Below are 22064 nucleotides of genomic sequence, written 5' to 3'. Positions count from 1 at the left end.
CATGCGTAAGATGATGATCCCTGTTGTCGTCCTAGCCGTTGTTGTCTTTTTGATGTCGATCTTCGTGGTGAGTGAAGGCGAACGTAGCATCGTGGTCCGTTTTGGGCGCGTGCTTAAAGCGGATAACGACGTGGCGAAAATCTATCAGCCGGGTCTGCATTTCAAACTGCCATTGTTTGATCGCGTCAATACACTCGATGCGCGTATTCAAACCATGGATGACCGTGCTGACCGTTTTGTTACCGCCGAGAAAAAAGACGTCATTATTGACTCTTACGTGAAGTGGCGTATCAAAGACTTTGGCCAGTATTACCTGTCCACTGGTGGGGGTAACAAACTGACTGCCGAGTCGTTGTTGCAGCGTCGTGTCGCGGATGGCTTGCGTGCCGAAATCGGTAGCAAAACCATTAAAGAAATCGTGTCTGAAAAGCGTGATGAGGTCATGAAAAGTGTCCTTGATCGTGCGGCGAGCGAAGGTTCACGTGATTTGGGTATTGAGTTGATTGACTTGCGTATCAAGCGTATCAACCTGCCGAGTGAAATCAGTGAGTCTATTTATGCACGTATGCGTGCTGAGCGTGAGGCGGTTGCCCGTCGTCATCGTGCACAAGGGCGTGAGCAAGCAGAAATTATTCGCGCGCAAGCTGAGCTAGAAGTGGCGACCATTCTGTCTAAAGCAGAGCGTCAAGCGCGAATCACCCGTGGTGAAGCTGACGCGGAAGTGGCGAAGCTATTTGCTAACGCGTTCAAGAAAGAGCCTGAGTTTTATAGCTTTGTTCGCTCGCTACAAGCCTATCGTAAGAGCTTCAACAGCAAGAGCGATATGCTGGTGGTTGATCCAAAAAGTGACTTCTTCAAATACATGAAGCAGCCTGACGTGATCAATAAATAAACCGCAATAACTGCGAGAAAAGACAAGGCGCTGCGCCTTGTCTTTTTTTTGTCTTCGGCTTATCGCGCACAGCAAGATTCAATGTAGGAGGATGAATCATGACGACATTATGGGGAGCGCTTGCGCTAGTATTGGTGGTCGAAGGGCTGGGGCCCATGTTATTCCCCAAGCAATGGCGACAGATGGTGACTGAGCTGAGCCAACAGCCGGATAATCAGTTGCGACGTATCGGAGGCTGTTTGGTGGTGATCGGTGCGATATTCGCCTATTACCTCTTGGGTTAACCAAGGGCTGTCAGCTTGACGTGACAAGCCCATGGTAAGAAAACGACATTATGGTTAAAAAATAACTGCAACCGTTTTTTGAAGGTGCTAGAATCCATTTTTAACTAGCTGCATATCGAAAAAGATGGGTAATAACGTAGTAGTTCTCGGCACCCAATGGGGTGACGAAGGTAAGGGAAAGATCGTTGATCTTTTGACTGAAGACGCAAAATACGTGGTTCGCTATCAAGGCGGTCACAATGCTGGTCATACTCTTGTCATCGACGGCGAGAAAACCGTCCTACACTTGATTCCTTCTGGTATCCTTCGCAACAACGTTAAATGTATCATCGGTAACGGTGTTGTGCTGTCGCCGGACGCTCTGCTGAAAGAAATGGGTGAGCTGGAAGCGCGCGGTGTGCCGGTTCGTGAGCGCCTATTCCTGTCAGAAGCTTGTCCTCTGATCCTGCCATATCACATTGCGCTTGACGCAGCACGTGAGCAAGCACGCGGTAAGAAAGCCATCGGTACGACCGGTCGCGGTATCGGGCCTGCATACGAAGATAAAGTGGCACGTCGTGGTTTGCGTGTTGGCGATCTGTTCGACAAAGAAGCCTTTGCTGAAAAGCTAAAAGAAGTGATGGAATTCCATAACTTCCAGCTTGAGCATTTCTACAAGGCTGACCCTGTGAGCTATGAAGAGACCTTGGCGAAAGTCATGGAGCAAGCGGACATCCTTACCGGTATGGTGATGGACGTGACTCAAGAGCTCGATGATGCCCGCAAACGTGGTGACAAAATCATGTTTGAAGGCGCACAAGGCACCTTGCTAGACATTGACCACGGTACTTATCCGTATGTTACCTCATCGAACACCACCGCCGGCGGCGTTGCTGCAGGTTCTGGTTTTGGTCCGCGTCACCTTGGCTATATCTTGGGTATTGCTAAAGCGTATTGTACGCGTGTCGGTGCGGGTCCATTCCCGACTGAGTTGGATGATGAGATTGGCATGCACCTTGGCACTAAAGGTGCCGAATTTGGTGCGACCACGGGCCGTAAACGTCGTTGTGGTTGGTTTGATGCGGTTGCGATGCGTCGTGCAGTACAAATCAACTCAGTATCAGGTTTCTGTCTGACTAAGCTTGACGTGATGGACGGCTTGGAAGAAATCAAAATTTGTACCGGTTACAAGATGGCAGACGGTTCAACCGTTGAGGTATCACCTCTGGCCGCTGACGCGTACGAAAACATCGAGCCTATCTATGAAAGCATGCCTGGCTGGAGCGAGAACACCTTTGGGGTGAAATCTCTCGACGAACTGCCGCAAGCGGCGCTCGATTACATCAAGCGTATCGAAGAGCTGACCGGTGTGCCGATTGATATTGTTTCAACGGGTCCTGACCGCAACGAAACCATCATCAAAGTACATCCGTTTGCTGAATAAGCAATTGCTTTGAATGATAAAAGCCAGCGCCTTGTCGCTGGCTTTTTTAATGCTTTTTTCGCGCAGCTTGGAATCGAGATCGCGCGATAGCGGAAAAAACTTGCCGCCTTTGCTAAAGTCATTTCACATAGCGCCGATACAAAAAAGGCACAGGTAGCCCTGACGCTGCTGCTTAGTTTTTTGTTTTGATAGCGAGTAGGCATGAAGTTTCGAACGCTAGTTTTTTCTCTTTTGTTGTCAACAGCAGCGGCCAAAGCGGACGTCGGCCCCGCTGTGCCTGTGTATGAAGAGAGCGAATTGATTGCCTTGTTCGAAACCAACTCTCATCTTGAGCGAGTGAGGCAGGACGAATGCCAATTGATCCAAGATATTGAAGCCCGTGCCACTCGTGTTGGATCGCCCGCCTATGAGTTTTTATACGGTGATATGCTGGCGTGGGGCGTGTGTGTGGATCAGGACGCTGAGCTGGGCGTTTACTACATGAAGCTGGCGGCACAACAAGGCTTACCCGCGGCACTTGAGCAACTGGGACGCTATTATGCCAATGGCACGCTTGTTCAGCAGGACCAGCGCCGAGCCATTCCTTATCTGCGTGAAGCGGCCTCGCTGGGTGATACGCGTGCACGCATCTTACTGGCTGAGCTGCTGGTGGATGATGTCGGCTCGCCGCTCGATTATGAAGATGCATACCGTTGGTTGTATCAAACCATTACCGCGGACACCCAAACCCGCAACCGGATTGCTCAACTGCGTGCTGCGCTAGAAGCGCGTATGCCACAAAACATTATTGCGCGCGCCAAACGTCGCACCAGTTATTGGTAAGCACAAAAAGCGATTTTGTCACACAAATTCGTTATACTCGTTGCCACTCATCTGTTTCCAATCTGATTCGATATGGTGTCTGCGCCATATTCCTCTCGTTGTTTACAAGCAAGACGCTGAAACAAAACGTCAAACTGCGATCATCGCGGCGCATTAGCGTCAGTTAACAGATATAATGAAATCAACATACGCCAATAGGAAAAGGTCTATGTCGCAAGACACAGGTTCGACAAAAAATACGCCCACAGGCATTGCGGCCGATCCGCACCAAGCTCGTGAAGCAGAAAAATATGACAATCCCGTCCCTAGCCGTGAACACCTGCTCGAGGTTGTACGCAGCTTTAAAGCGCCGGTAAGTCGAGACAATCTGTTCGCACACTTGGGGCTCGCCGGTGATGAACAGTATGAAGGCTTACGTCGACGCCTGCGCGCCATGGAGCGTGATGGCCAATTGGTGTTTACCCGTCGTCAGTGTTACGCCTTACCTGAGCGGTTAGATTTGGTCAAAGGCACTGTCATCGGTCACCGAGACGGCTTTGGCTTTCTACGCCCAGAAGGCAAAGGCAATCACGATGATTGGATGTTACCGCATCATCAAATGCGTAGTGTGATGCACGGTGATGTGATTTTGGCACAAGGTGTCGGCACCGATAAGCGTGGCCGCAAAGAAGCCCGTGTAGTGCGTGTGCTTGAGGCGCGCCAAGGTCAGATCGTGGGTCGTTACTTTGTGGAAGATGGCATGGGCTTTGTCGTGCCCGATGATAGCCGTCTTGGTCAAGACATCGTGATCGACAAAGAGCAAACCCAAGGTGCGCGTATGGGCAATGTGGTGGTGGTCGAGATCATGCAGCGCCCGACCCGACAAACCAACCCTGTCGGTAAGATTGTTGAAGTGCTGGGCGAGAACATGGCGCCTGGCATGGAAATCGAAATTGCGATGCGCACCCACGATATTCCTCATCAATGGCCGGATGCCGTGCTCAAGCAAGTGAAAAGCTTGAGTGAGGAAGTACCAGAAAAAGCCAAAGAGGGCCGTGTCGATCTGCGTGATTTGCCACTGGTGACCATCGATGGTGAAGATGCCCGCGACTTTGATGATGCGGTCTATTGCGAACGTAAACGCTCGGGCGGCTGGCGTCTGTGGGTAGCGATTGCTGATGTCAGCTACTATGTGCGACCTGATTCGGCGTTGGATAAAGAAGCGCAAAACCGCGGTAACTCTGTCTACTTCCCTAACCAAGTCGTGCCGATGTTGCCGGAAGTGCTTTCTAATGGCTTATGCTCGCTGAACCCGCAAGTCGACCGCTTGTGTATGGTGTGTGAGATGACGATTTCTGAATCAGGGGCGCTATCTGGCTACAAGCATTACGAAGCGGTGATGAATTCCCACGCGCGTCTGACCTATACCAAGGTGTCTCATATCCTTGAAGGCGATGAGGAGTTGCGTGAGCGCTACCGTTCTCTGGTCCCGCACTTAGAGACCCTGCACGATATGTACAAAGTGCTCAGTGAGGCGCGCCAACAACGCGGGGCGATTGAGTTCGAGACGGTGGAAACCCAGTTTATTTTCAACGCACAGCGTAAAATTGACCGTATTGTGCCGGTGGAGCGGAACGATGCGCACAAGATCATCGAAGAGTGTATGATCTTGGCCAATATCGCGTCGGCACGCTTTGTGGAAAAACACAAAGAGCCTGCGCTTTATCGTGTCCACGAAGCGCCGGGCGAAGAGCGCCTCAGTGGCTTTAAAGATTTCTTAGGCGAGTTAGGCTTGAGTCTCAGCGGCGGCCTTGAGCCGACGCCGAAAGACTACGCGGCACTGATGCATGTGGTGCATGGTCGCGCTGACAGTGAGCTGATCCAAACCATGTTGCTCCGCTCGATGAAGCAAGCGGTGTATCAAGCGGATAACCAAGGCCACTTCGGTTTGGCGCTCAAGCAATACGCACACTTTACCTCGCCTATTCGTCGCTATCCGGATTTGCTGTTGCACCGTGCACTCAAATATTTGATTGCCAAACAAGCGGGTAAAAACCAAGACCGTTGGACCCCGACCGGTGGCTACCACTACTCATTTGACGATATGGATGTGCTCGGCGAGCAGTGTTCGAAAACCGAACGCCGTGCTGATGATGCTACCCGTGATGTGGCTGATTGGCTTAAGTGCGAATACATGCAAGATCACGTTGGTGATGAGCTGGAAGGCGTGATTGCCAATGTCACTGGTTTTGGCTTCTTTGTTCGCCTCAATGAGCTACATATCGATGGTTTGGTCCATATTTCCAACCTCGATAATGATTACTATCGCTTTGATATGGTGGGTCAACGCTTGGTCGGTGAAGGCTCGGGACGTGTGTTCCGACTCGGCGATCAGGTGACCGTGAAAGTCTTAGCCGTTAACTTGGATGAGCGACAAATCGACTTTGAGCTGGTAGGCTCTGAGCGCAAAGCCCGTCGTCCGGGGAAAACAGCCCGTGACAAACGCAAGAAAGGCCGTGCGGAGTCGAATAAAGACCCACAAGCCCGTCGCGAGCGAATGTCCGTGCGTCAGCAACTGAAACGTGGCGCCGTGCCAAGCGTTGAAGAAGACAAGGCCCCTGCAGAGAAAAAAGGCAAGAAGGGCAAAGGTAAGTCGCCTGCGGAAAAAGCACGCAAGAAAAAGGCGAAGAAGCAAAAACCTAAAGCGGTCAAGAAAAAGAAGTAACCCATGAGTAATGAAACCATTTACGGCATTCATGCCGTCCAAGCCGTGCTTGCGACTGATCCATCTCGCTTTATTGACGTGATGGTGCTAAAAGGCCGTCAAGACGAACGCTTAGTGCCTGTACTAAACGAATTAGCGATGCTGGGGATCAGTATTCAGCAAGTTGGCCGCAAAGCGTTAGACGACAAAACCCAAGGTGCGTCGCATCAAGGGATTGTGGCACGTGTCAAAGCGGGCCGTCAGTATAACGAAAATGACTTGGAGGCGATCCTCGCCAACACCGAGAACCCCTTGCTGCTGGTGCTTGATGGGGTAACTGACCCTCACAACTTGGGGGCGTGCCTACGCACCGCCGATGCAGCTGGAGTGAGTGCGGTGATTGTCCCGAAAGACAAATCCGCTCAGCTTAATGCCACGGCGCGAAAAGTGGCCTGTGGCGCCGCTGAAGTCGTGCCTTTAGTGCGCGTCACCAACTTAGCGCGAACCATGCGTGCGCTCAAAGAGCAGGGCGTGTGGTTTGTGGGTACGGCGGGTGAAGCCGTTCATGATGTTTACGACACCAAATTGGTGGGGCCGCTCGCCTTAGTGATGGGCGCAGAAGGAGATGGCATGCGCCGTTTGACGCGYGAAACCTGTGATGAGCTGATCCGGATTCCGATGGCGGGCAGTGTGTCGAGCTTGAATGTGTCCGTGGCGACCGGCGTCTGCTTGTATGAAGCGGTGCGTCAGCGTCGTTAACTGCAGTGTCTCTTGTTCACCGTTGAAGAAAAACGCCCCAGCTTGGGGCGTTTTGTCATTTTGGGAAGTGAAAAACCGTTACAGTAATTGCCAGACCGCGGCGCTGCCGGGTTTGTCGCCTTGCGTCCACCACTTGGCTTGGTAGCGTTGGTTGTTATATTCAACTTCAGCGCCGCCGGAATAAGCGACGGTCGCTTGCCATTCACTGCTTTGGTTGGCTTGGCTATCCCCGACGCGTTCCCATGGGTCGCCTTGGTCTGGGCGCTGGCCTTTGGTCCACCACTTGGCGCGATACTCAACCCCTTGATATAGGACACGATCGCCGCCGACGTACACGGTGTTTTCATCCCATGCTGGCAAGCCACTGGCCGGCGTCACAGTTACCGTGAACTGCGCTTGCGTGGTTTTGTCGCCATCGCTGACCTCGACCGTGACYACATAGTCGCGATTCTCCGTCACGGTGGGCGCGGTCAGAGTGACCTGATCACCGGTGCCAGAAACGGCCAGATCGCCGGATGCACGGTAGGTGTAGCTGAGTGTATCGCCATCTGGGTCGTTTGCCTCAATCGTAACGCTGGTTTGCTCACCGCTTTTCAGGCTAACAGGGGCGATAGGTGCCACGGTAGGAGCTTGGTTTTCACCCGGTACCACCACCTTAATGATGGCGCTGGCCTCGGCATTGGCTTGGCCGTCCGATACCGTCACCGACAGGGAATAGTCGGTGCTGGTGCTCACATCGGGGGCGGTCACGGTGACCGAATCCGTGTCGCTATTGGTCAGAGCCAACGCCGCATCGCCTTGCCAGCGATAGGTCAGGGCATCGCCATCCCGATCACGCCCATTGGCGGCAATGGTTAACGACGCTCCGGGCGCCAGCGTATAGATTTGCTGCGCAAGGGTGACGGTTGGAGCACTATTGACTGGCGGCTGACCATCCTGTGCTAGGCCTTCGTGCATCGCATTGAGGATATCGCCATTGTCGGCATCGATTTCCCAAGCAAACAAACCGGCGAAGTTGTGATTGCGCACATACTGGCCTTTGGCTTTGACCGAGCGCTGGTTGTCATAAGTGACGAGCTTACCGTTGTCTGGGTTCCAAACATAAGCCGCTTCGGCTTGCTCATCATAACCGGGTTGGAAGCCATTGATACCGTTCCCCGCGCTGCCGAGCATTGATTTGACGATGCCTTTGTAGTCAATCACACCGGCTTCCCAAATACCGTCTGCGGTGCTGCCTTTGATCGGGCCATTTCCGGGTGCGGTCATCGGGTTGCTAGGATCGGTCGCATTGGCAGGGAAAACGCCTTCCCAGCCACGGCCGTACATCGCGGTGCCAATCACCATTTTTTCCGGTGGTACGCCGCTTTCTAGCAGTAATTGCACGCCATTATCGAGCGTGTAGGCAGGGCCTTTGCGGGGCTCGCCGTTATCATCGACGCCAGTACCATCACATTCATCGGCGCTCATATGACTGCCGCAGTAGAGGGCGGTTTGGTGACCGGTGACATTATTCCACGCGCCGAAAAAGTCGTAAGTCATGGCAAAGATGTAATCCATGTACGGCGCGCTGGCACTGTAATCGACGTTGGCGATTTTGTCATAACCGGCACCGACGGCCGAGGTGAGTTGGTACTCACGGCCGGTATCGGCTTCGAGCTCATCCAACATCGCGCGCAGCTCACGCATTAAGGCCGCGTAGGCTTGGCTGTCTTTATCTGGATTGCCCAGATCTGGGTTGGCACCGCCACCGCCTGGGTATTCCCAGTCAATGTCGACCCCATCATAGAACTTCCAGGTTTGTAGGAACTCTTTCATCGACGCAACAAAGACATCACGGTTGGCTTTGTCGGTGAAATCATAGAAGGGGTCTGATAGGGTCCAGCCGCCCACGGATGGGAGAATTTTCAGATCCGGGTAGCGCTGCTTGAGCGCCATCATTTGCGCATAAGTGCCACCAATCGGATCTTTAGCTGGTGTGCCGGGCAGTTTTTTCTGAATCGCCGCCCAAGGATCGTGGATCACCACTTCATAGTCTTGTGAGCCTTGGCAGGCGAGTTCTAGTGCGCGCAAGCTGTTGCCATTTTCGATGTCGCCCAATGACTCATTGGGGCCACAAATGGGGATAAAGCCATATAAGATGTGGGTGAGATTCCCCGCGGGCACCTGACTGACATCGAAGTTACGGCCATAAATGCCCCATTCGACAAAGTATGCCCCCACCACGGTATCAGGCTGTTTGGGGTAGTCATTGTTATTGGGGTCGACATTCATCGGCAGTGGGTCAAGGTGCACACCGTCGGTGTCTGCGATCACGATGGGTTTGGCGGCACTGGTCGCGCACTGGCCATCCACGCCTCCCTCACATAAGGCGAGTTTAAGCTGGTGGCGGCCTCCTTTGTCATAGGGGAAAGTGACAACGCCAGATTTGGTTCCTGCCGGTAAAGTGCCTTGATTAACGACCTGATCGTCAAAGTACACCTTGTAGCTGTCACCACCATCACCGGACCAGGCATTCCATTTAATTTCAATTTGGACTTCGTCCACGCGTTGTACCAGATCTTTGTACGATCCGCGGCCATATTCGTCGACTTCAACAAAAGAATAGTTTTGTGGCTTCCAGTCCAAACTTGGGGTTGAGGGGGCCGCCACGGCGTGGCTGGCACCCAGTGCCCCAGCAATCGCCAGAGAGAGTAGGGTCATTGGCTTCATGTTTGCTCCTTATTGTGTCACGCGTTGCCAAACAAGGGCAGCGCCGGGTTGCTCGTTTCGTGTCCACCATTTTGCTTGGTAGATGTTGTCGCCGTAGCGCACGCGATCCTTGGCCACATAGACCTCAGAAGCGCTCCACGCGGGCAGGTTGCTGGTGGGTTCGTCGGTAGCCGGGATCACCGACAGGTTGAAGCTATAGCTATCGTGATGGCTAAAGACTTGGTTTTGCACCACGTCATCGGCATTAAACTGGATCTCACCGTTGCGCATCACCCCGATACGTAAGGGCTCGTTAGCCTGTTGTTCGATAAGGCTGGCCAGCGCTTGTGGCCAATTCGCCACATTTTGGTCCGTCAATGTGAGTGTGACATCTACCACTTCTTGGCCTTGGCGGTTGTGCAAGCGGGCACGTACGCGATCGCCCAAAGCTGCCATTTGTGGATGTGGGACAAAGTAGCCCAGCTCGTGCCATTGGGCTGGCGCTGTCTGACTGGGGGTGATAGTGATGTCGGCACAGTTGTAGAAGCCTTCACCGGCCGGATCAATGCGTTGCCAACGGCTATAGAGAATGGCGTCACCTTGACGATCGGCGGGCAGGGTCACAGTCATCTCGTAATAACGGTTTCCGTCATCGCCGATCACAATGGGCAGATCGCCAAAGGTGTCGATCTTCTCGAGATCATCCCACGTCAGCGCATCGGTCGCGCCGTTGTAGTCTGGCTTGGTGAGATAAATTTCCCAATAGCTTGGGTTGTGAGGTGTGGTGGCGCGAAAACGTACGTCAATTTGGCCATTGCCATCTGGGGTGACTTCGGTCCGTTGCCAATCCGGTGAGGGCAAACTGATCCCGGCTTTATTGGGATCGCCGGCACCACATAAGTTGCCATCGGTAACGGCCGCTTTCACCGCATCCATATTGCGGTAATCCGCCACCAATTGCGCTGATTCGTGGTGTTGCACAAACGGGTAGTGCCCCGACTCTAAGAACGCAGCGCGACAGGCAGCATTGGGAATACGTGACCCATCTGAAGGCCACCAATAGCCCCCTTGCTCATGGCAAATCGCTTGGCGTGCTTTGGGACTGTCTAAATAGCCATGTGCCATCACCTGTGAACTGCTTGCGACCAGCGCAAGGGCCACGGCGGTACGACAGGAAAACTGTGTGAACGAAGACTTGAACATAATGACTCCTTAACGGGGGCACGCAGCCCCCGCATTCAAGACCAGAAATGGATTAGAGACTGCAGACTTGGCGCCAAGCTTGACCACCGGGTGCCGCTTGGGTCCACCACTTGGCTTCCCATACCGCATCTTGGTAGATAAGTTGGTCGCCACCGCTGGCATGGTTGCCCCCGTTAGGCCAGTTGGGATAGGTACTCAGGCTGGCAACATCGACGCCGGGACACTGAGACTCTCCGCCACTTTGGCTGGTGCTACCGGGTAGCGCAGGCGGAAGGCTTGGATACTCCTGCTTCACCGCATAGCGCTGGCCATCTTTTTCGATGGTGATATTGGTCGGGTTGGTGATCGGCATGTAGTACATCACCTGAGCATCCAAGGTTTCACCGGGCTTAAAGCTTTGCTCAATGCCGCCCCATTCGTTAATCAGGGTGATGGCAAAGCGATGGTGCGTAGCATCAAACCCGCCGATATTGTTGCCACTGGCGTTGCTGCTATCACGGACCACTTCCATGCGTAGCTTTTTCTGAGCGTTCCAGTCAGATTTAAAAATGGCCGAGGTAGACACGGGCACATCAAAGCTGATGGTGGCGCCCGATAAGTCCAGATCCGAGTGGTTGGTAAAGCGGAACGTGGGGCGAATAGGATAGTTGTCATCGCCCACTGGGAAGTTCAGCGCGTCAAAGGTGACATCCACTTGCTCGCTTGGCACTTGGAAGTTGGCATCGCCACGTTGCAGTGAGTAGTCGCTGCCAGCTTGCTTAAAGGTTTGGTACGCCAGCGAAGTCAGGGTATCGCCCATAAAGTAGGCTTGACGCTGATCATCATAGCGATAATCCCCCGCCAGCTCCCAGAACATCACCCCGCCTAGACCTTTATTGATCACGTAGTCGACCTTTTCGGCCATCGAGGTTTCGTCTTCCATCGATAGGAATACGCGTTTTTCTTCGTTCCAAACCCACGGCGCTTTGGCGATGTCATCGTAATAACGTTGATAATTACCGGTGAGACGGTCGCTAGGATCTTGCTCAGGATCGAGTCCGTACTCCGCGGCGTAGGCCGGTAGTTTGCCGTCGAGCAGGTTTTTCACATGCCATAAAGGGTTGGAGCCAGCAGGCACTTCGTTGCCGAGCTCGTCCACATCATGCCAAAGGTTATCTATCCCGATTGCACCGTTTCCGCATTTGTTTTTCTCACCGACACCTGTGCCGGCTGGGCACTCACTTTGGTTTGGTAATGGCGCGCGTCCCCAAAGCCCTTTGTCGCCACCTTGCACATCTTTAAAGCCACGGGTGTAATACGGGATACCGATATTGATGCGGCCGGGTGACATACCGCCCATAAAATAGGTTGCTGCCCAGTCGGTATTTAGATAACCAATTCCCTCGAACTCAGGGGTTTGGTAGACATTCCACTGTTTAAGCTCCGAGTCTTCGCCGGTGTCGTATAGCGGCGCTTGATGGCCAACATGATCATTCCATGCCCCATGTAGGTCATAGCTCATGATGTTGACGTAATCTAAGTATTGGGTAGTTTGGAAGGTTTCCATCCCGCGCAATAAGTAACCCGATGACGGTGCGGCGATGGTCAGCATATAGTGCTTGCCATCTTGTGCACTGGCTTTATCGAGCGCTTCACGTAGCGACTTCATCAGCACTTGGTAGGATTTATTCAAGTGCGCCCGACGTGGGTTGGAGTACTCGAAATCGTCAGGGTGGCCAGAGTCTTTCATTGACGATGGATATTCATAATCAATGTCTAGACCGTCAAAGCCATACTGACGCAAGAAGGCGACGGCACTGTCGGTGAAAGCCTTAATGCCTGCTTGGTTGACACTGCCATCGGCATTGGTGGTCATGGTGTAGAAACCGCCACTGTCGATACGCTCGCCGTTTTCACCGAAGTAGCCCCCGGTTTCAGCCCAACCTCCCACGGAGATCAGCGTTTTCACGTCGGGGTGCTGCTTTTTATACTTGTTGAGCAAGTTAAAGTGGCCTTTGTACGGCAGGGTTGGATCCATCTCTGCGCCGGCTACGCCCGGCCAGGTCATTTGGGTTGCTGGATTATCGGGCGCATTGGGATTGCCGATAGACAATTGGTTGTCCGCGTTGACGTGAGCAAAGGCGTAGTTAATGTGGGTGATCTTGTCCCAAGGAATATCGCTGACTAAATAAGCGGGCTGGTCGTTGGCGCCGTTTCGCCAGCTGGTGAAGTAGCCAATGACACGGCGAGGGTGATCGGCGCCCATGTCTTCAAGGCCGTTCTCGTCATACACAGAGCAATACGGCACGTCGACGTTGGGGGTGGTGTATAAACCAGCCGGACGACAGGCATACTCATCGCCGCCGGTTTGGTCATCACCCACCACCTGTTGCAATGTTTGGGTGTCGGTGGCGCCTTTGTCGTCGGTCACGGTGAGGGTAAAGGTAAAACGACCCGTTTGTTCGGCTTGCCAGCCGATGGAAGTCGCTTCTGCTCCTTCATATAAGACAGTGTCGCCTTGTGAGAGCACGAATGAGGTCACTGTGCCATCCGTGTCTCTTCCGGCGAGGGTGAAGGTGAGTGTGTCGCCAACCTCAACGGGTCCAGACGGAGAAACGGTTAAGATTGCGGTAGGGGCTTGGTTGACGCTGCCCGCGCACTGACCGAGGATTTTCCATGCTTTCCATTCGCCAGACTGAGTGGCAGGATCGGCTTGCGTCCACCACCTTGCCTCATAGGCGGTATTGTCCGCTTTGACTTGATCCCCTTTGGTGTAGGTATTGCCATTCTGCCAATCRGGCAGAGGCTGGCAATCAACCGCAGCATGCACGCTGGGGCTAGTTAACGCGAGCCCCGCCAAACCTAGCGCGACGGCACGTGATGGCGTCATCAGTTTCATATTTTGCTCCCAAAATTTTTGAAGCGAATTTCATCAATACAGTTAGCGATTGATGAGTCCTTTCCCTACGCTTTTTGCAGTAAAAAACCGACTTTCAGGTCAAGCCTAGGCAATAAAACCGTTATGTTGGGCAATTGATGCCAAGAAATGGAGGCGGAAGTGTAATAATTTGAGCGCGGGTTCAGAAATTAATTATTGGTAAAAAAGAAGTACATCAATAGCGTGACATTGCTTGAAAGTTGACCAATCCTGACAATTTGCAGGCTTGATTTCCTGATTTTTTTGCTGTTTGTCATGTTTTTTGACGCAATATCACACCAATTGTTATCAGTAAGTTGTTGTTTTTCGCGAATTAAGTGGTTGTGTCGTGCGAGTGAACACGAATGAAAATGACCATAATCGAACAGGCCGCGAGGCGTTTTGGTTTGGTTATGACACGGCGGCAGAAGGTGAGTAAATTAACGGAAAATCTGTTTGCTTATGGCGCTGCAATTCTGTACTATCTCGCGCCTGATTCTCGGTCTTTTATTTTTCGTTCCTTGCTTCCGCTGGACGACCGGGCCAATTGTGGAAGCTGATTAATCCGTAAGGAGCAACTCAATGCGTCATTACGAAATCGTATTCATGGTGCACCCTGATCAGAGCGAGCAAGTTGCTGGCATGATCGAGCGTTACACTGCGTCTATCAAAGATGCGGGTGGTCAAATCCACCGTCTAGAAGACTGGGGCCGTCGTCAACTGGCTTACCCAATCAACAAACTGCACAAAGCACACTATGTTCTGATGAACGTAGAAGCTGAGCAATCTGTGATTGACGAGCTAGAAAGCACGTTCCGCTTCAACGACGCTGTGATCCGTAACATGATCATGCGTACTAAAGACGCTATCACTGAGCCATCTGTCATGATGAAGGCTAAAGAAGAGCGTACGGCTAAGCGTGAAGATCGTCCTGAGCGCGAAGAGCGTGCAGAAGCGAAAGCTGAAGGCGAGAGCGCTGCTGAGTAATCGCTGTGATGACCAATCGATTGGAACTTACTGGTGTTATCAGTAAAGCTCCGGTCCACCGCCAGAGCCCTGCAGGAATCCCGCACTGCCACTTTGTGTTAGAGCATCGTTCCACGCAACTCGAAGCGAACCTTTCCCGTCAGGTGTATTGTCGTCTGCCGGTGGTGGTAAGCGGGCAAGGGTCAACACAACAAACTCACAATTTAGCTTTAGGCAGCCATATCAAGGTAAGCGGTTTTCTCGCTTACCAGACCAGCCGACAAGGCGAGGGAAAATTGGTATTGCATGCTGACCACATTATAGACATTTAGATCAGGAGATAAGCCCATGGCACGTTTCTTCCGTCGTCGTAAATTCTGCCGTTTCACTGCAGAAGGCGTACAAGAGATCGACTACAAAGATGTAGCGACTCTAAAAAACTACATTACCGAATCTGGTAAGATTGTACCTAGCCGTATCACTGGTACTCGTGCTAAGTACCAGCGTCAACTGGCTCGTGCTATCAAGCGCGCTCGTTACCTGGCCCTGCTGCCGTACACTGACAAGCATCAGTAATCGGAACTGTCCACGTTAGAGAGGATTGAAGAATGCAAGTTATTCTACTTGATAAAATCGGTAACCTGGGTGGCCTAGGTGATCAGGTAACTGTTAAGTCTGGTTACGCGCGTAACTTCCTTATCCCACAAGGTAAGGCTGTTATGGCAACCAAAACCAACATCGAACACTTCGAAGCACGTCGTGCTGAGCTAGAAGCAAAAGTTGCTGAGCAACTGGCTGCCGCTCAAGCGCGTGCTGAGAAAGTTGAAGCGCTAGAAGCGGTTGAGATCGCATCTAAAGCGGGCGACGAAGGCAAGCTGTTCGGTTCTATCGGTACTCGTGACATCGCTGACGCTGTAACTGCAGCAGGCATTGAAATCGCGAAGAGCGAAGTTCGTCTACCAGAAGGCGCGCTGCGCAACACTGGTGAGTACGAAATCAGCGTGCAACTGCACTCTGACGTGTTCGCAACCGTAAAAGTGAACGTTGTTGCTGCTTAATTGCCAAGACAATGTTTGTGAAAGAGCCAGCCGATAAGGCTGGCTTTTTTTATACCTGTGAATAGATAACCGCTAAAGCCACTGATACCGTAATCCAACCGTGAACACACTGTCTTGGTGCTTCAGCCCCGGCGGTACTTCACTCATGTAGTTTTGTTTTCCCGTCAGCTTAATCGAGAGCTTTTCGGTAATCGTGGTAGCTAGCGACAACACGCCTTCCACGCTGGTATTGCTTTCCCCAGACACAACCTGTGTGCGTCCCTCGATACTGGCATTACCTAAAAACCGCCACTGCCATTTGGCTTGGGCGCGGACGACTGGCTCACTGACCGAATAGGGCATGATCAGATCATCGTCATCAATTTCGTCCAAATTTGGCCGTTGGTAACGAAAACCGGGACCTATCTCTGTGCTGACACTCAATGCATCACGCTCGATCCATTGGTAGCCAAGACCGGTTGCGAGCATAAAGTCGTCAAAGTAAGGACCATAACGGTCAGCGACGTACGTGGCGTTCAGCAGCGCATAGCTTTGCGCGCTAAGCTTCATATTGGCTTGGGATTCGAACTCCGTTTTGCGTTTGTCCTCTTCGCCATCTTTTTCAACCTGCAGCAAACTGACGCTGGCTTGATAACTGTATTGTTCGATTTGGTATTGGCCGTTTAACTCACTGTTGATCGTTTGTGAATCGGCATTGCCGCCCAGACGTTGATAACCGATGGAAATATCGGATGACCAAGGTGACGTTGGCGTGTCGTCTTGCTCGGTTGCATAGGCAGGACTGATACACGCGACACATAGTGAGATCCAAAGCGGCGTATAAACAGATTTCATGGCTTTACCCTCACACTGTCTCAGGCGCGCTATGATAGGGATCGTTAGCATTGAAGCGGTCAAATTTGGGTTAAAATCCGCGGTGATTATTCAGCGTTTGGAAAAAAATGGCTGACAGGGCAGCGTCTCGCTAGGACAGCGGGTATAATGGCGCCCATCAGTAATAGGTGAGTTCGTTATGGCAGACAATCGTAAACCCGCAAAAGATCAACAAGTCGCTAATCTCAAAGTACCGCCACATTCCATTGAAGCCGAGCAGTCCGTGCTGGGTGGCTTGATGTTGGATAACGAGCGCTGGGATGCGGTTGCGGAAAAAGTCGTCAGCCATGACTTTTACAGTCGCCCCCATCGATTAATTTTCGATGCGACCAAGACCTTGCTCGATGAAGGCAAGCCACTAGATTTGATCACCCTCTCTGAGCACCTTGAAAAAGCGGGCACGCTCGACGATGTGGGTGGTTTTGCTTACTTGGCGGAGCTGGCGAAAAACACCCCCAGTGCGGCCAACATTATTGCTTACGCCGATATTGTGCGAGAGCGTGCCATGGTGCGTAATCTCATTGGGGTAGCCAATGAAATCGCCGATGCGGGCTATGACACGCAAGGGCGTAGCTCGGAAGATCTGCTCGATATGGCCGAGAGCAAGGTGTTTGCGATTGCCGAATCTCGAACCAGTGAAAACGAAGGGCCGCAGCATATTGACTCGGTGTTGAGTAGGACACTGGAGCGTATTGAAGAGCTCTTTAAGTCACCGCAAGATGGTGTCACGGGCGTATCGACAGGCTTTACTGACCTGAACAAGAAAACCGCCGGCTTACAGCCGTCTGACTTAATCATTGTTGCGGCACGTCCATCGATGGGTAAAACCACCTTTGCGATGAACTTGTGTGAAAACGCGGCGATGGACCAAGAAAAACCCGTGTTGATTTTCTCGCTCGAGATGCCGGCTGAACAGCTGATGATGCGTATGCTGGCCTCGCTCTCGCGCGTCGATCAAACCAAGATCCGGACCGGTCAGCTTGATGATGAAGACTGGGCGCGCATCTCCTCATCGATGGGGATCTTGATGCAGAAAAAGAACATGTACATCGATGACAGCTCCGGTTTGACACCGACCGATGTGCGTTCGCGAGCCCGTCGCGTTGCACGTGAACATGGCGGTCTGAGTATGATCATGGTCGACTACCTGCAATTGATGCGTGTACCGGGTTTACAAGAAAACCGAACCCTTGAAATTGCCGAGATTTCTCGCTCGCTCAAAGCGCTCGCGAAAGAGCTGAACGTGCCGGTGGTGGCGCTATCGCAGCTAAACCGCTCATTGGAGCAACGGGCGGATAAACGCCCGGTAAACTCGGACTTGCGTGAATCGGGCGCCATTGAGCAAGATGCCGACTTGATCATGTTTATTTACCGCGACGAAGTCTACAACCCAGAAAGTGCGATGAAAGGGATTGCGGAAATCCTGATTGGTAAACAGCGTAACGGTCCGATTGGTAGTGTGCGTCTCACCTTCCAAGGGCAGTATTCGCGATTTGATAACTATGCAGGACCCGCGTTTGATGATGAGTGATCTGTCTACCATGACCAATGCAGCTCGTGCCTTGATTGATCCCGAGGCGATGGTGCACAACATCCAAGTGATGCGCCGTAAAGCGCCTCACAGTAAAGTGATGACGGTGGTGAAGTCCGATGGTTATGGGCATGGGCTCGCGTCTGTTGCCACCACCTTGGCCCCGTTTAGCGATGCTTTCGGTGTGGCACGGGTGGAAGAAGCATTGACGTTGCGTCGTGCTGGGATCCAATTGCCCATCGTCTTGCTGGAAGGGTTTTATGAAGCGGATGAACTGCCGTTATTGGTTTCTCACCAATTGACAGCAACCGTGCATTGTAAAGAGCAAGTGGCGATGCTGACTCGTGCCTCGCTAAGTGAGCCGTTACCCGTGTGGTTAAAAGTCGACTCAGGCATGCACCGCTTAGGTTTTCAGCCTGAGCAAGTACCGGAAGCACTCGCCGCCCTCAATGCTTGCGACAATGTGGCCGCTGACATTGGCTTTCTCAGCCACTTTGGCTGCGCGGACGAGCTGGATAATCCGATTACGCAAGCACAGATAGATACCTTCATACAGGTAACGGAAGGGCTAAGCGGAGAGCGGTCGCTGGCAGCCTCGTCGGGGACCTTGTTTTGGCCGCAAAGTCATTTTGACTGGGTGCGTCCCGGCATTTGTTTATATGGCATTTCGTCACGAATTGAACTGACTGGCGAACAGCTGGGCCTAAAACCGGCAATGCGATTGACTTCCCGGGTGATGGCGGTTCGCGAACTGAAAGCGGGCGAGCCGGTAGGCTATGGCGCGCGTTGGCGCAGTTCGCGCGATACCTTGATTGGCGTGATTGCCATCGGTTATGGCGATGGCTATCCACGCTCTGCACCTGACGGCACTCCCGTTTGGCTAAATGGCCGCGAAGTGCCCCTGGCTGGGCGCGTATCGATGGATATGATCACCGTTGATCTGGGCCCAGATGCGACCGATAAAGTGGGTGACGAAGCGGTACTTTGGGGGCCTGAGCTTCCCGTCGAGCGCATTGCTCGCTTGGTCGATACCATTGGCTATGAATTAGTGTGCCAAGTCACTGGTCGCGTGCCTCGTCAATATCTTCCCTTGAACGCGGCCGATGACGCCGCGGTATAGCTTTTCATGTTAAGCGGTACGGGGCGCACCTTGCACAGTGACCACCAAGGTGCGTGTACCGCCATGATCGCGATGCTCACCCAGATAAATCCCTTGCCATGTACCGAGATTAAGTCGACCTTGGCTGATGGGAACCGTGACGCTTGCGCCTAGCAACGATGCTTTAAGGTGCGCCGGCATGTCATCATCGCCTTCATAGGTATGCTGATAATAGGGCGCGCGTTCTGGCACTGAGTGGTTAAAGTGCGCTTCCATATCTTGGCGCACCGTGGGGTCCGCATTTTCATTCAAGGTCAAACTCGCCGACGTATGCTTGATAAACACCTGTACCATCCCGATATCAATCTCATCGAGGATAGGCAGTGCCGAGACAATGTCGTCGGTAATCAGGTGAAAGCCCCGCGGGCGTGGGCGCAATTGAATTTCAGTTTGATACCACATAAGCAGTCCTTGTTGTGATCCTCGTCGTGAGCGAAAAGCTCAAGGCTTATCCAACTATTCTATGATTAATCGCAACCCTCTCACAGCAATTGCATGTGAGAATCTGGCTGTGATTATGTAATATTACTCCAATTGCCACCGCGAACAGCGTGGTGACGCTGAGACACTACAGGATCCTTGCCGGCTGTTACGCTAACAGCGGCATTCACAACGCGATTTGGATGACCATGATGCTAAAGACAACTAATCCCACTCAAACCGTGGCGTGGCAATCACTGACCGCCCACTTTGAAGAAGCACAGGACTACACACTGGCGGATCTTTTTGCCGACAACCCACAGCGATTCGCTCATTTCTCGACCCAATTCGAAGACAGCATTCTGTTGGATTATTCCAAAAACCTGATCAGTGAAGAAACACTGACCAAGCTGCTGGCACTGGCGGATGAAACCGGCGTGGCGGACGCGATCAGCGCGATGTTTGACGGCGAGAAGATCAACCGCACCGAAGATCGTGCCGTTCTCCATACAGCACTGCGTAACCGCAGCAATACACCTATCATGGTGGATGGCGAAGATGTGATGCCAAAAGTGAACGCGGTACTGGCGCAGATGCAGTCGTTTTCCGAGCGTGTGATCAGCGGTGAATGGAAAGGCTATACCGGCAAAGCGATTACAGATGTGGTTAACATTGGTATCGGTGGCTCAGATCTTGGTCCTTACATGGTGACCGAAGCGCTCGCCGCGTACAAAAACCATTTGAACCTGCACTTTGTCTCTAACGTGGATGGCACGCATATCGCCGAAACGTTAAAAGATCTAAATCCAGAAACCACCTTGTTCTTGGTGGCATCAAAAACCTTTACCACCCAAGAAACCATGACCAACGCCCATACAGCGCGTGATTGGTTTATGAACGCAGCAGGGGATGAAAGCCAAGTGGCGAAGCACTTTGCCGCGCTTTCTACTAACGCAAAAGCGGTGTCTGAGTTTGGTATTGATACGGCCAACATGTTCGAATTCTGGGACTGGGTGGGTGGTCGTTACTCATTGTGGTCGGCGATTGGTCTTTCTATCTGTTTGGGCGTAGGTTACGACAACTTTGTTGCACTGCTTGACGGTGCGCATCAAATGGATAACCACTTCAAAACCGCACCGATGGCGCAGAACATGCCGGTGCTGTTGGCACTGATTGGTATTTGGTACAACAACTTCCACGGCGCAGAATCAGAAGCCATTTTACCTTACGATCAATACATGCACCGTTTTGCTGCCTATTTCCAACAAGGCAATATGGAATCAAACGGTAAGTATGTGGACCGCAACGGTAATCCGGTTGACTATCAAACCGGCCCAATTATTTGGGGGGAGCCGGGTACCAATGGTCAGCATGCGTTCTATCAGCTGATCCACCAAGGCACCAAGTTGATCCCATGTGACTTTATTGCCCCAGTGCATAGTCACAACGCGATTGGCGATCATCACGCTAAATTGATGGCTAACTTCTTCGCTCAGACCGAAGCACTGGCATTTGGCAAAGGTCGAGAGCAAGTGGAAGCCGAGCTAGCAAAAGCGGGTAAATCAGCCGATGAAATTGCTGCGATCGCACCGTTTAAAGTGTTTGAGGGCAACCGTCCGACGAACTCTATACTGGTCAATCAAATCACGCCATATACTTTGGGCGCGTTGATTGCGATGTACGAGCACAAAATCTTCACTCAGGGTGTGATTTGGAATATCTACAGCTTTGATCAGTGGGGCGTTGAGCTAGGTAAGCAGCTTGCAAACAACATCCTGCCAGAGCTGAACGATAATAACGAAATCGACAGCCATGACAGCTCAACCAATGGCTTGATCAACACCTTTAAGCAATGGCGCCAAGCGTAATTGCTTAACCGGTGAAACGAGAAAACGCCGCGCAATTGCGCGGCGTTTTTATATCGAGGTGTGCCGTCTTAGTGATCAAAGCAGATTTCAATGAAGGCCGTACCGTGGGGCGATTTAAACGGCATAATAATCACAGGCCCATCGCTTTTGTGATTGATGGTATGACCTTTACCAGACACCACCACTGGGGTGGCCATCTCAAACTCAAAGCCTTTTTCTGACAGAATACGCTTGGCACCCCCAGTCACCATATTGGTGATTTCACCCACCATGTCAGTGACTTCCTCGTTGATCGAGTCTGCGCGCTCACCGAGCATGCGAAACATGATCTCCAGTGCCATATCTTCGTCAAAGGTCACTGAGAACGACCCTTTGGTTTGTGGGCCAACCATACCGATTAACCCAGAAACATCCCCTTTAGCGATCTCGGATTTCTTTAGGTGAGGCTTCTCAGGCTGAATATCTAACTGTGCCATGGTTTGCAGCACGTTAATCAGCGAGGTCAGGAATGGGTTGACGAATTGTGCTTCCATAAAGAA

At 52.2% G+C, this 22064-nt stretch carries 19 protein-coding genes and 2 pseudogenes; 13 read left to right on the top strand and 8 right to left on the bottom strand.

Going from position 1 to position 22064, the window contains the following annotated elements; all coding sequences use genetic code 11:
* Position 1: 1 nt before the first annotated feature.
* From hflC to rlmB, 6 genes are all read left to right on the top strand, one after another.
* A complete protein-coding gene (hflC, locus tag BZJ19_RS04115) occupies positions 2 to 892 on the top strand; it encodes a protease modulator HflC (RefSeq protein WP_077457591.1) in 891 nt (296 codons plus the stop codon).
* A 98-nt stretch (positions 893 to 990) separates the two neighbouring features.
* Positions 991 to 1176 carry a DUF2065 domain-containing protein gene (locus tag BZJ19_RS04110; RefSeq protein WP_077662828.1) on the top strand — a complete coding sequence of 62 codons (186 nt, stop codon included), beginning with the start codon at positions 991 to 993 and terminating at the stop codon, positions 1174 to 1176.
* A gap of 124 nt (positions 1177 to 1300) precedes the next feature.
* Positions 1301 to 2599, top strand: coding sequence for an adenylosuccinate synthase (locus tag BZJ19_RS04105; protein WP_077674686.1), 1299 nt, complete (start codon positions 1301 to 1303; stop codon positions 2597 to 2599).
* A 201-nt stretch (positions 2600 to 2800) separates the two neighbouring features.
* Positions 2801 to 3421 (top strand): flagellar protein MotX, encoded by a 621-nt coding sequence (gene motX, locus BZJ19_RS04100; RefSeq protein WP_077480287.1) that lies wholly within the window; start codon positions 2801 to 2803, stop codon positions 3419 to 3421.
* Positions 3422 to 3629: 208 nt separating this feature from the next.
* Positions 3630 to 6125: a ribonuclease R gene (rnr, locus tag BZJ19_RS04095; RefSeq protein ID WP_069589703.1), complete on the top strand. Its 2496-nt coding sequence runs from the start codon at positions 3630 to 3632 to the stop codon at positions 6123 to 6125.
* Between the two features lie 3 nt (positions 6126 to 6128).
* Complete coding sequence (gene rlmB, locus BZJ19_RS04090) at positions 6129 to 6863, top strand: 23S rRNA (guanosine(2251)-2'-O)-methyltransferase RlmB (RefSeq protein ID WP_077674685.1); 735 nt, start codon at positions 6129 to 6131, stop codon at positions 6861 to 6863.
* 78 nt (positions 6864 to 6941) lie between these two features.
* Here rlmB and BZJ19_RS17440 read toward each other — a convergent pair whose 3' ends face one another.
* From BZJ19_RS17440 to BZJ19_RS04075, 5 genes and pseudogenes are all read right to left on the bottom strand, one after another.
* Positions 6942 to 7241 carry a carbohydrate-binding protein gene (locus tag BZJ19_RS17440; protein ID WP_420876430.1) on the bottom strand — a complete coding sequence of 100 codons (300 nt, stop codon included), beginning with the start codon at positions 7239 to 7241 and terminating at the stop codon, positions 6942 to 6944.
* 9 nt (positions 7242 to 7250) lie between these two features.
* Positions 7251 to 7487, bottom strand: a pseudogene (locus BZJ19_RS17435) (Ig-like domain-containing protein); the annotation flags it as partial.
* Positions 7488 to 7568: 81 nt separating this feature from the next.
* Positions 7569 to 9563: pseudogene (locus BZJ19_RS04085) on the bottom strand (glycosyl hydrolase family 18 protein); the annotation flags it as partial.
* Between the two features lie 18 nt (positions 9564 to 9581).
* Positions 9582 to 10754 carry a lytic polysaccharide monooxygenase gene (locus BZJ19_RS04080; RefSeq protein WP_077674683.1) on the bottom strand — a complete coding sequence of 391 codons (1173 nt, stop codon included), beginning with the start codon at positions 10752 to 10754 and terminating at the stop codon, positions 9582 to 9584.
* Between the two features lie 52 nt (positions 10755 to 10806).
* Positions 10807 to 13632 carry a glycosyl hydrolase family 18 protein gene (locus BZJ19_RS04075; RefSeq protein WP_077674682.1) on the bottom strand — a complete coding sequence of 942 codons (2826 nt, stop codon included), beginning with the start codon at positions 13630 to 13632 and terminating at the stop codon, positions 10807 to 10809.
* Between the two features lie 600 nt (positions 13633 to 14232).
* On the opposite strand from BZJ19_RS04075, the gene rpsF reads away from it, so the two are divergent.
* Genes rpsF through rplI form a run of 4 tightly spaced genes read left to right on the top strand, consistent with a single transcriptional unit; the run spans position 14233 to position 15674 of the window.
* Positions 14233 to 14637: a 30S ribosomal protein S6 gene (gene rpsF / locus BZJ19_RS04065; RefSeq protein ID WP_077480281.1), complete on the top strand. Its 405-nt coding sequence runs from the start codon at positions 14233 to 14235 to the stop codon at positions 14635 to 14637.
* A gap of 8 nt (positions 14638 to 14645) precedes the next feature.
* Positions 14646 to 14948, top strand: a complete 303-nt coding sequence (priB, locus tag BZJ19_RS04060) for a primosomal replication protein N (protein ID WP_077480280.1) — start codon at positions 14646 to 14648, stop codon at positions 14946 to 14948.
* 16 nt (positions 14949 to 14964) lie between these two features.
* Positions 14965 to 15192, top strand: a complete 228-nt coding sequence (gene rpsR / locus BZJ19_RS04055) for a 30S ribosomal protein S18 (protein ID WP_069589695.1) — start codon at positions 14965 to 14967, stop codon at positions 15190 to 15192.
* A gap of 32 nt (positions 15193 to 15224) precedes the next feature.
* Entirely contained in the window at positions 15225 to 15674 is a 450-nt protein-coding gene (gene rplI, locus BZJ19_RS04050; protein WP_077674680.1) for a 50S ribosomal protein L9, read from the top strand.
* Positions 15675 to 15746: 72 nt separating this feature from the next.
* Here rplI and BZJ19_RS04045 read toward each other — a convergent pair whose 3' ends face one another.
* Positions 15747 to 16508: a DUF481 domain-containing protein gene (locus tag BZJ19_RS04045; protein ID WP_077674679.1), complete on the bottom strand. Its 762-nt coding sequence runs from the start codon at positions 16506 to 16508 to the stop codon at positions 15747 to 15749.
* A 178-nt stretch (positions 16509 to 16686) separates the two neighbouring features.
* Between BZJ19_RS04045 and BZJ19_RS04040 the strand changes: the two genes are divergently transcribed.
* Together BZJ19_RS04040 and alr are read left to right on the top strand one after the other, a co-directional pair.
* Positions 16687 to 18078: a replicative DNA helicase gene (locus BZJ19_RS04040; RefSeq protein WP_077480277.1), complete on the top strand. Its 1392-nt coding sequence runs from the start codon at positions 16687 to 16689 to the stop codon at positions 18076 to 18078.
* A complete protein-coding gene (alr, locus tag BZJ19_RS04035; protein ID WP_077674678.1) occupies positions 18068 to 19198 on the top strand; it encodes an alanine racemase in 1131 nt (376 codons plus the stop codon). The genes BZJ19_RS04040 and alr overlap by 11 nt, the downstream gene beginning before the upstream one ends.
* Positions 19199 to 19207: 9 nt before the next feature.
* Here the strand turns inward: alr and BZJ19_RS04030 are convergent, their stop codons facing one another.
* A complete protein-coding gene (locus tag BZJ19_RS04030) occupies positions 19208 to 19639 on the bottom strand; it encodes a secondary thiamine-phosphate synthase enzyme YjbQ (RefSeq protein ID WP_069589688.1) in 432 nt (143 codons plus the stop codon).
* Positions 19640 to 19869: 230 nt separating this feature from the next.
* On the opposite strand from BZJ19_RS04030, the gene pgi reads away from it, so the two are divergent.
* Positions 19870 to 21525, top strand: a complete 1656-nt coding sequence (gene pgi, locus BZJ19_RS04025; RefSeq protein WP_077674711.1) for a glucose-6-phosphate isomerase — start codon at positions 19870 to 19872, stop codon at positions 21523 to 21525.
* Between the two features lie 68 nt (positions 21526 to 21593).
* Here pgi and BZJ19_RS04020 read toward each other — a convergent pair whose 3' ends face one another.
* Positions 21594 to 22058: a chemotaxis protein CheX gene (locus BZJ19_RS04020; protein ID WP_069589687.1), complete on the bottom strand. Its 465-nt coding sequence runs from the start codon at positions 22056 to 22058 to the stop codon at positions 21594 to 21596.
* Positions 22059 to 22064 lie beyond the last annotated feature (6 nt).

The sequence above is a fragment of the Salinivibrio proteolyticus genome (assembly GCF_001996165.1).
In the GTDB taxonomy this organism is placed as follows: domain Bacteria; phylum Pseudomonadota; class Gammaproteobacteria; order Enterobacterales; family Vibrionaceae; genus Salinivibrio; species Salinivibrio proteolyticus.
Note: the sequence above shows the minus strand (reverse complement) of the source record. Positions and strands in the feature narration are given on the sequence as shown.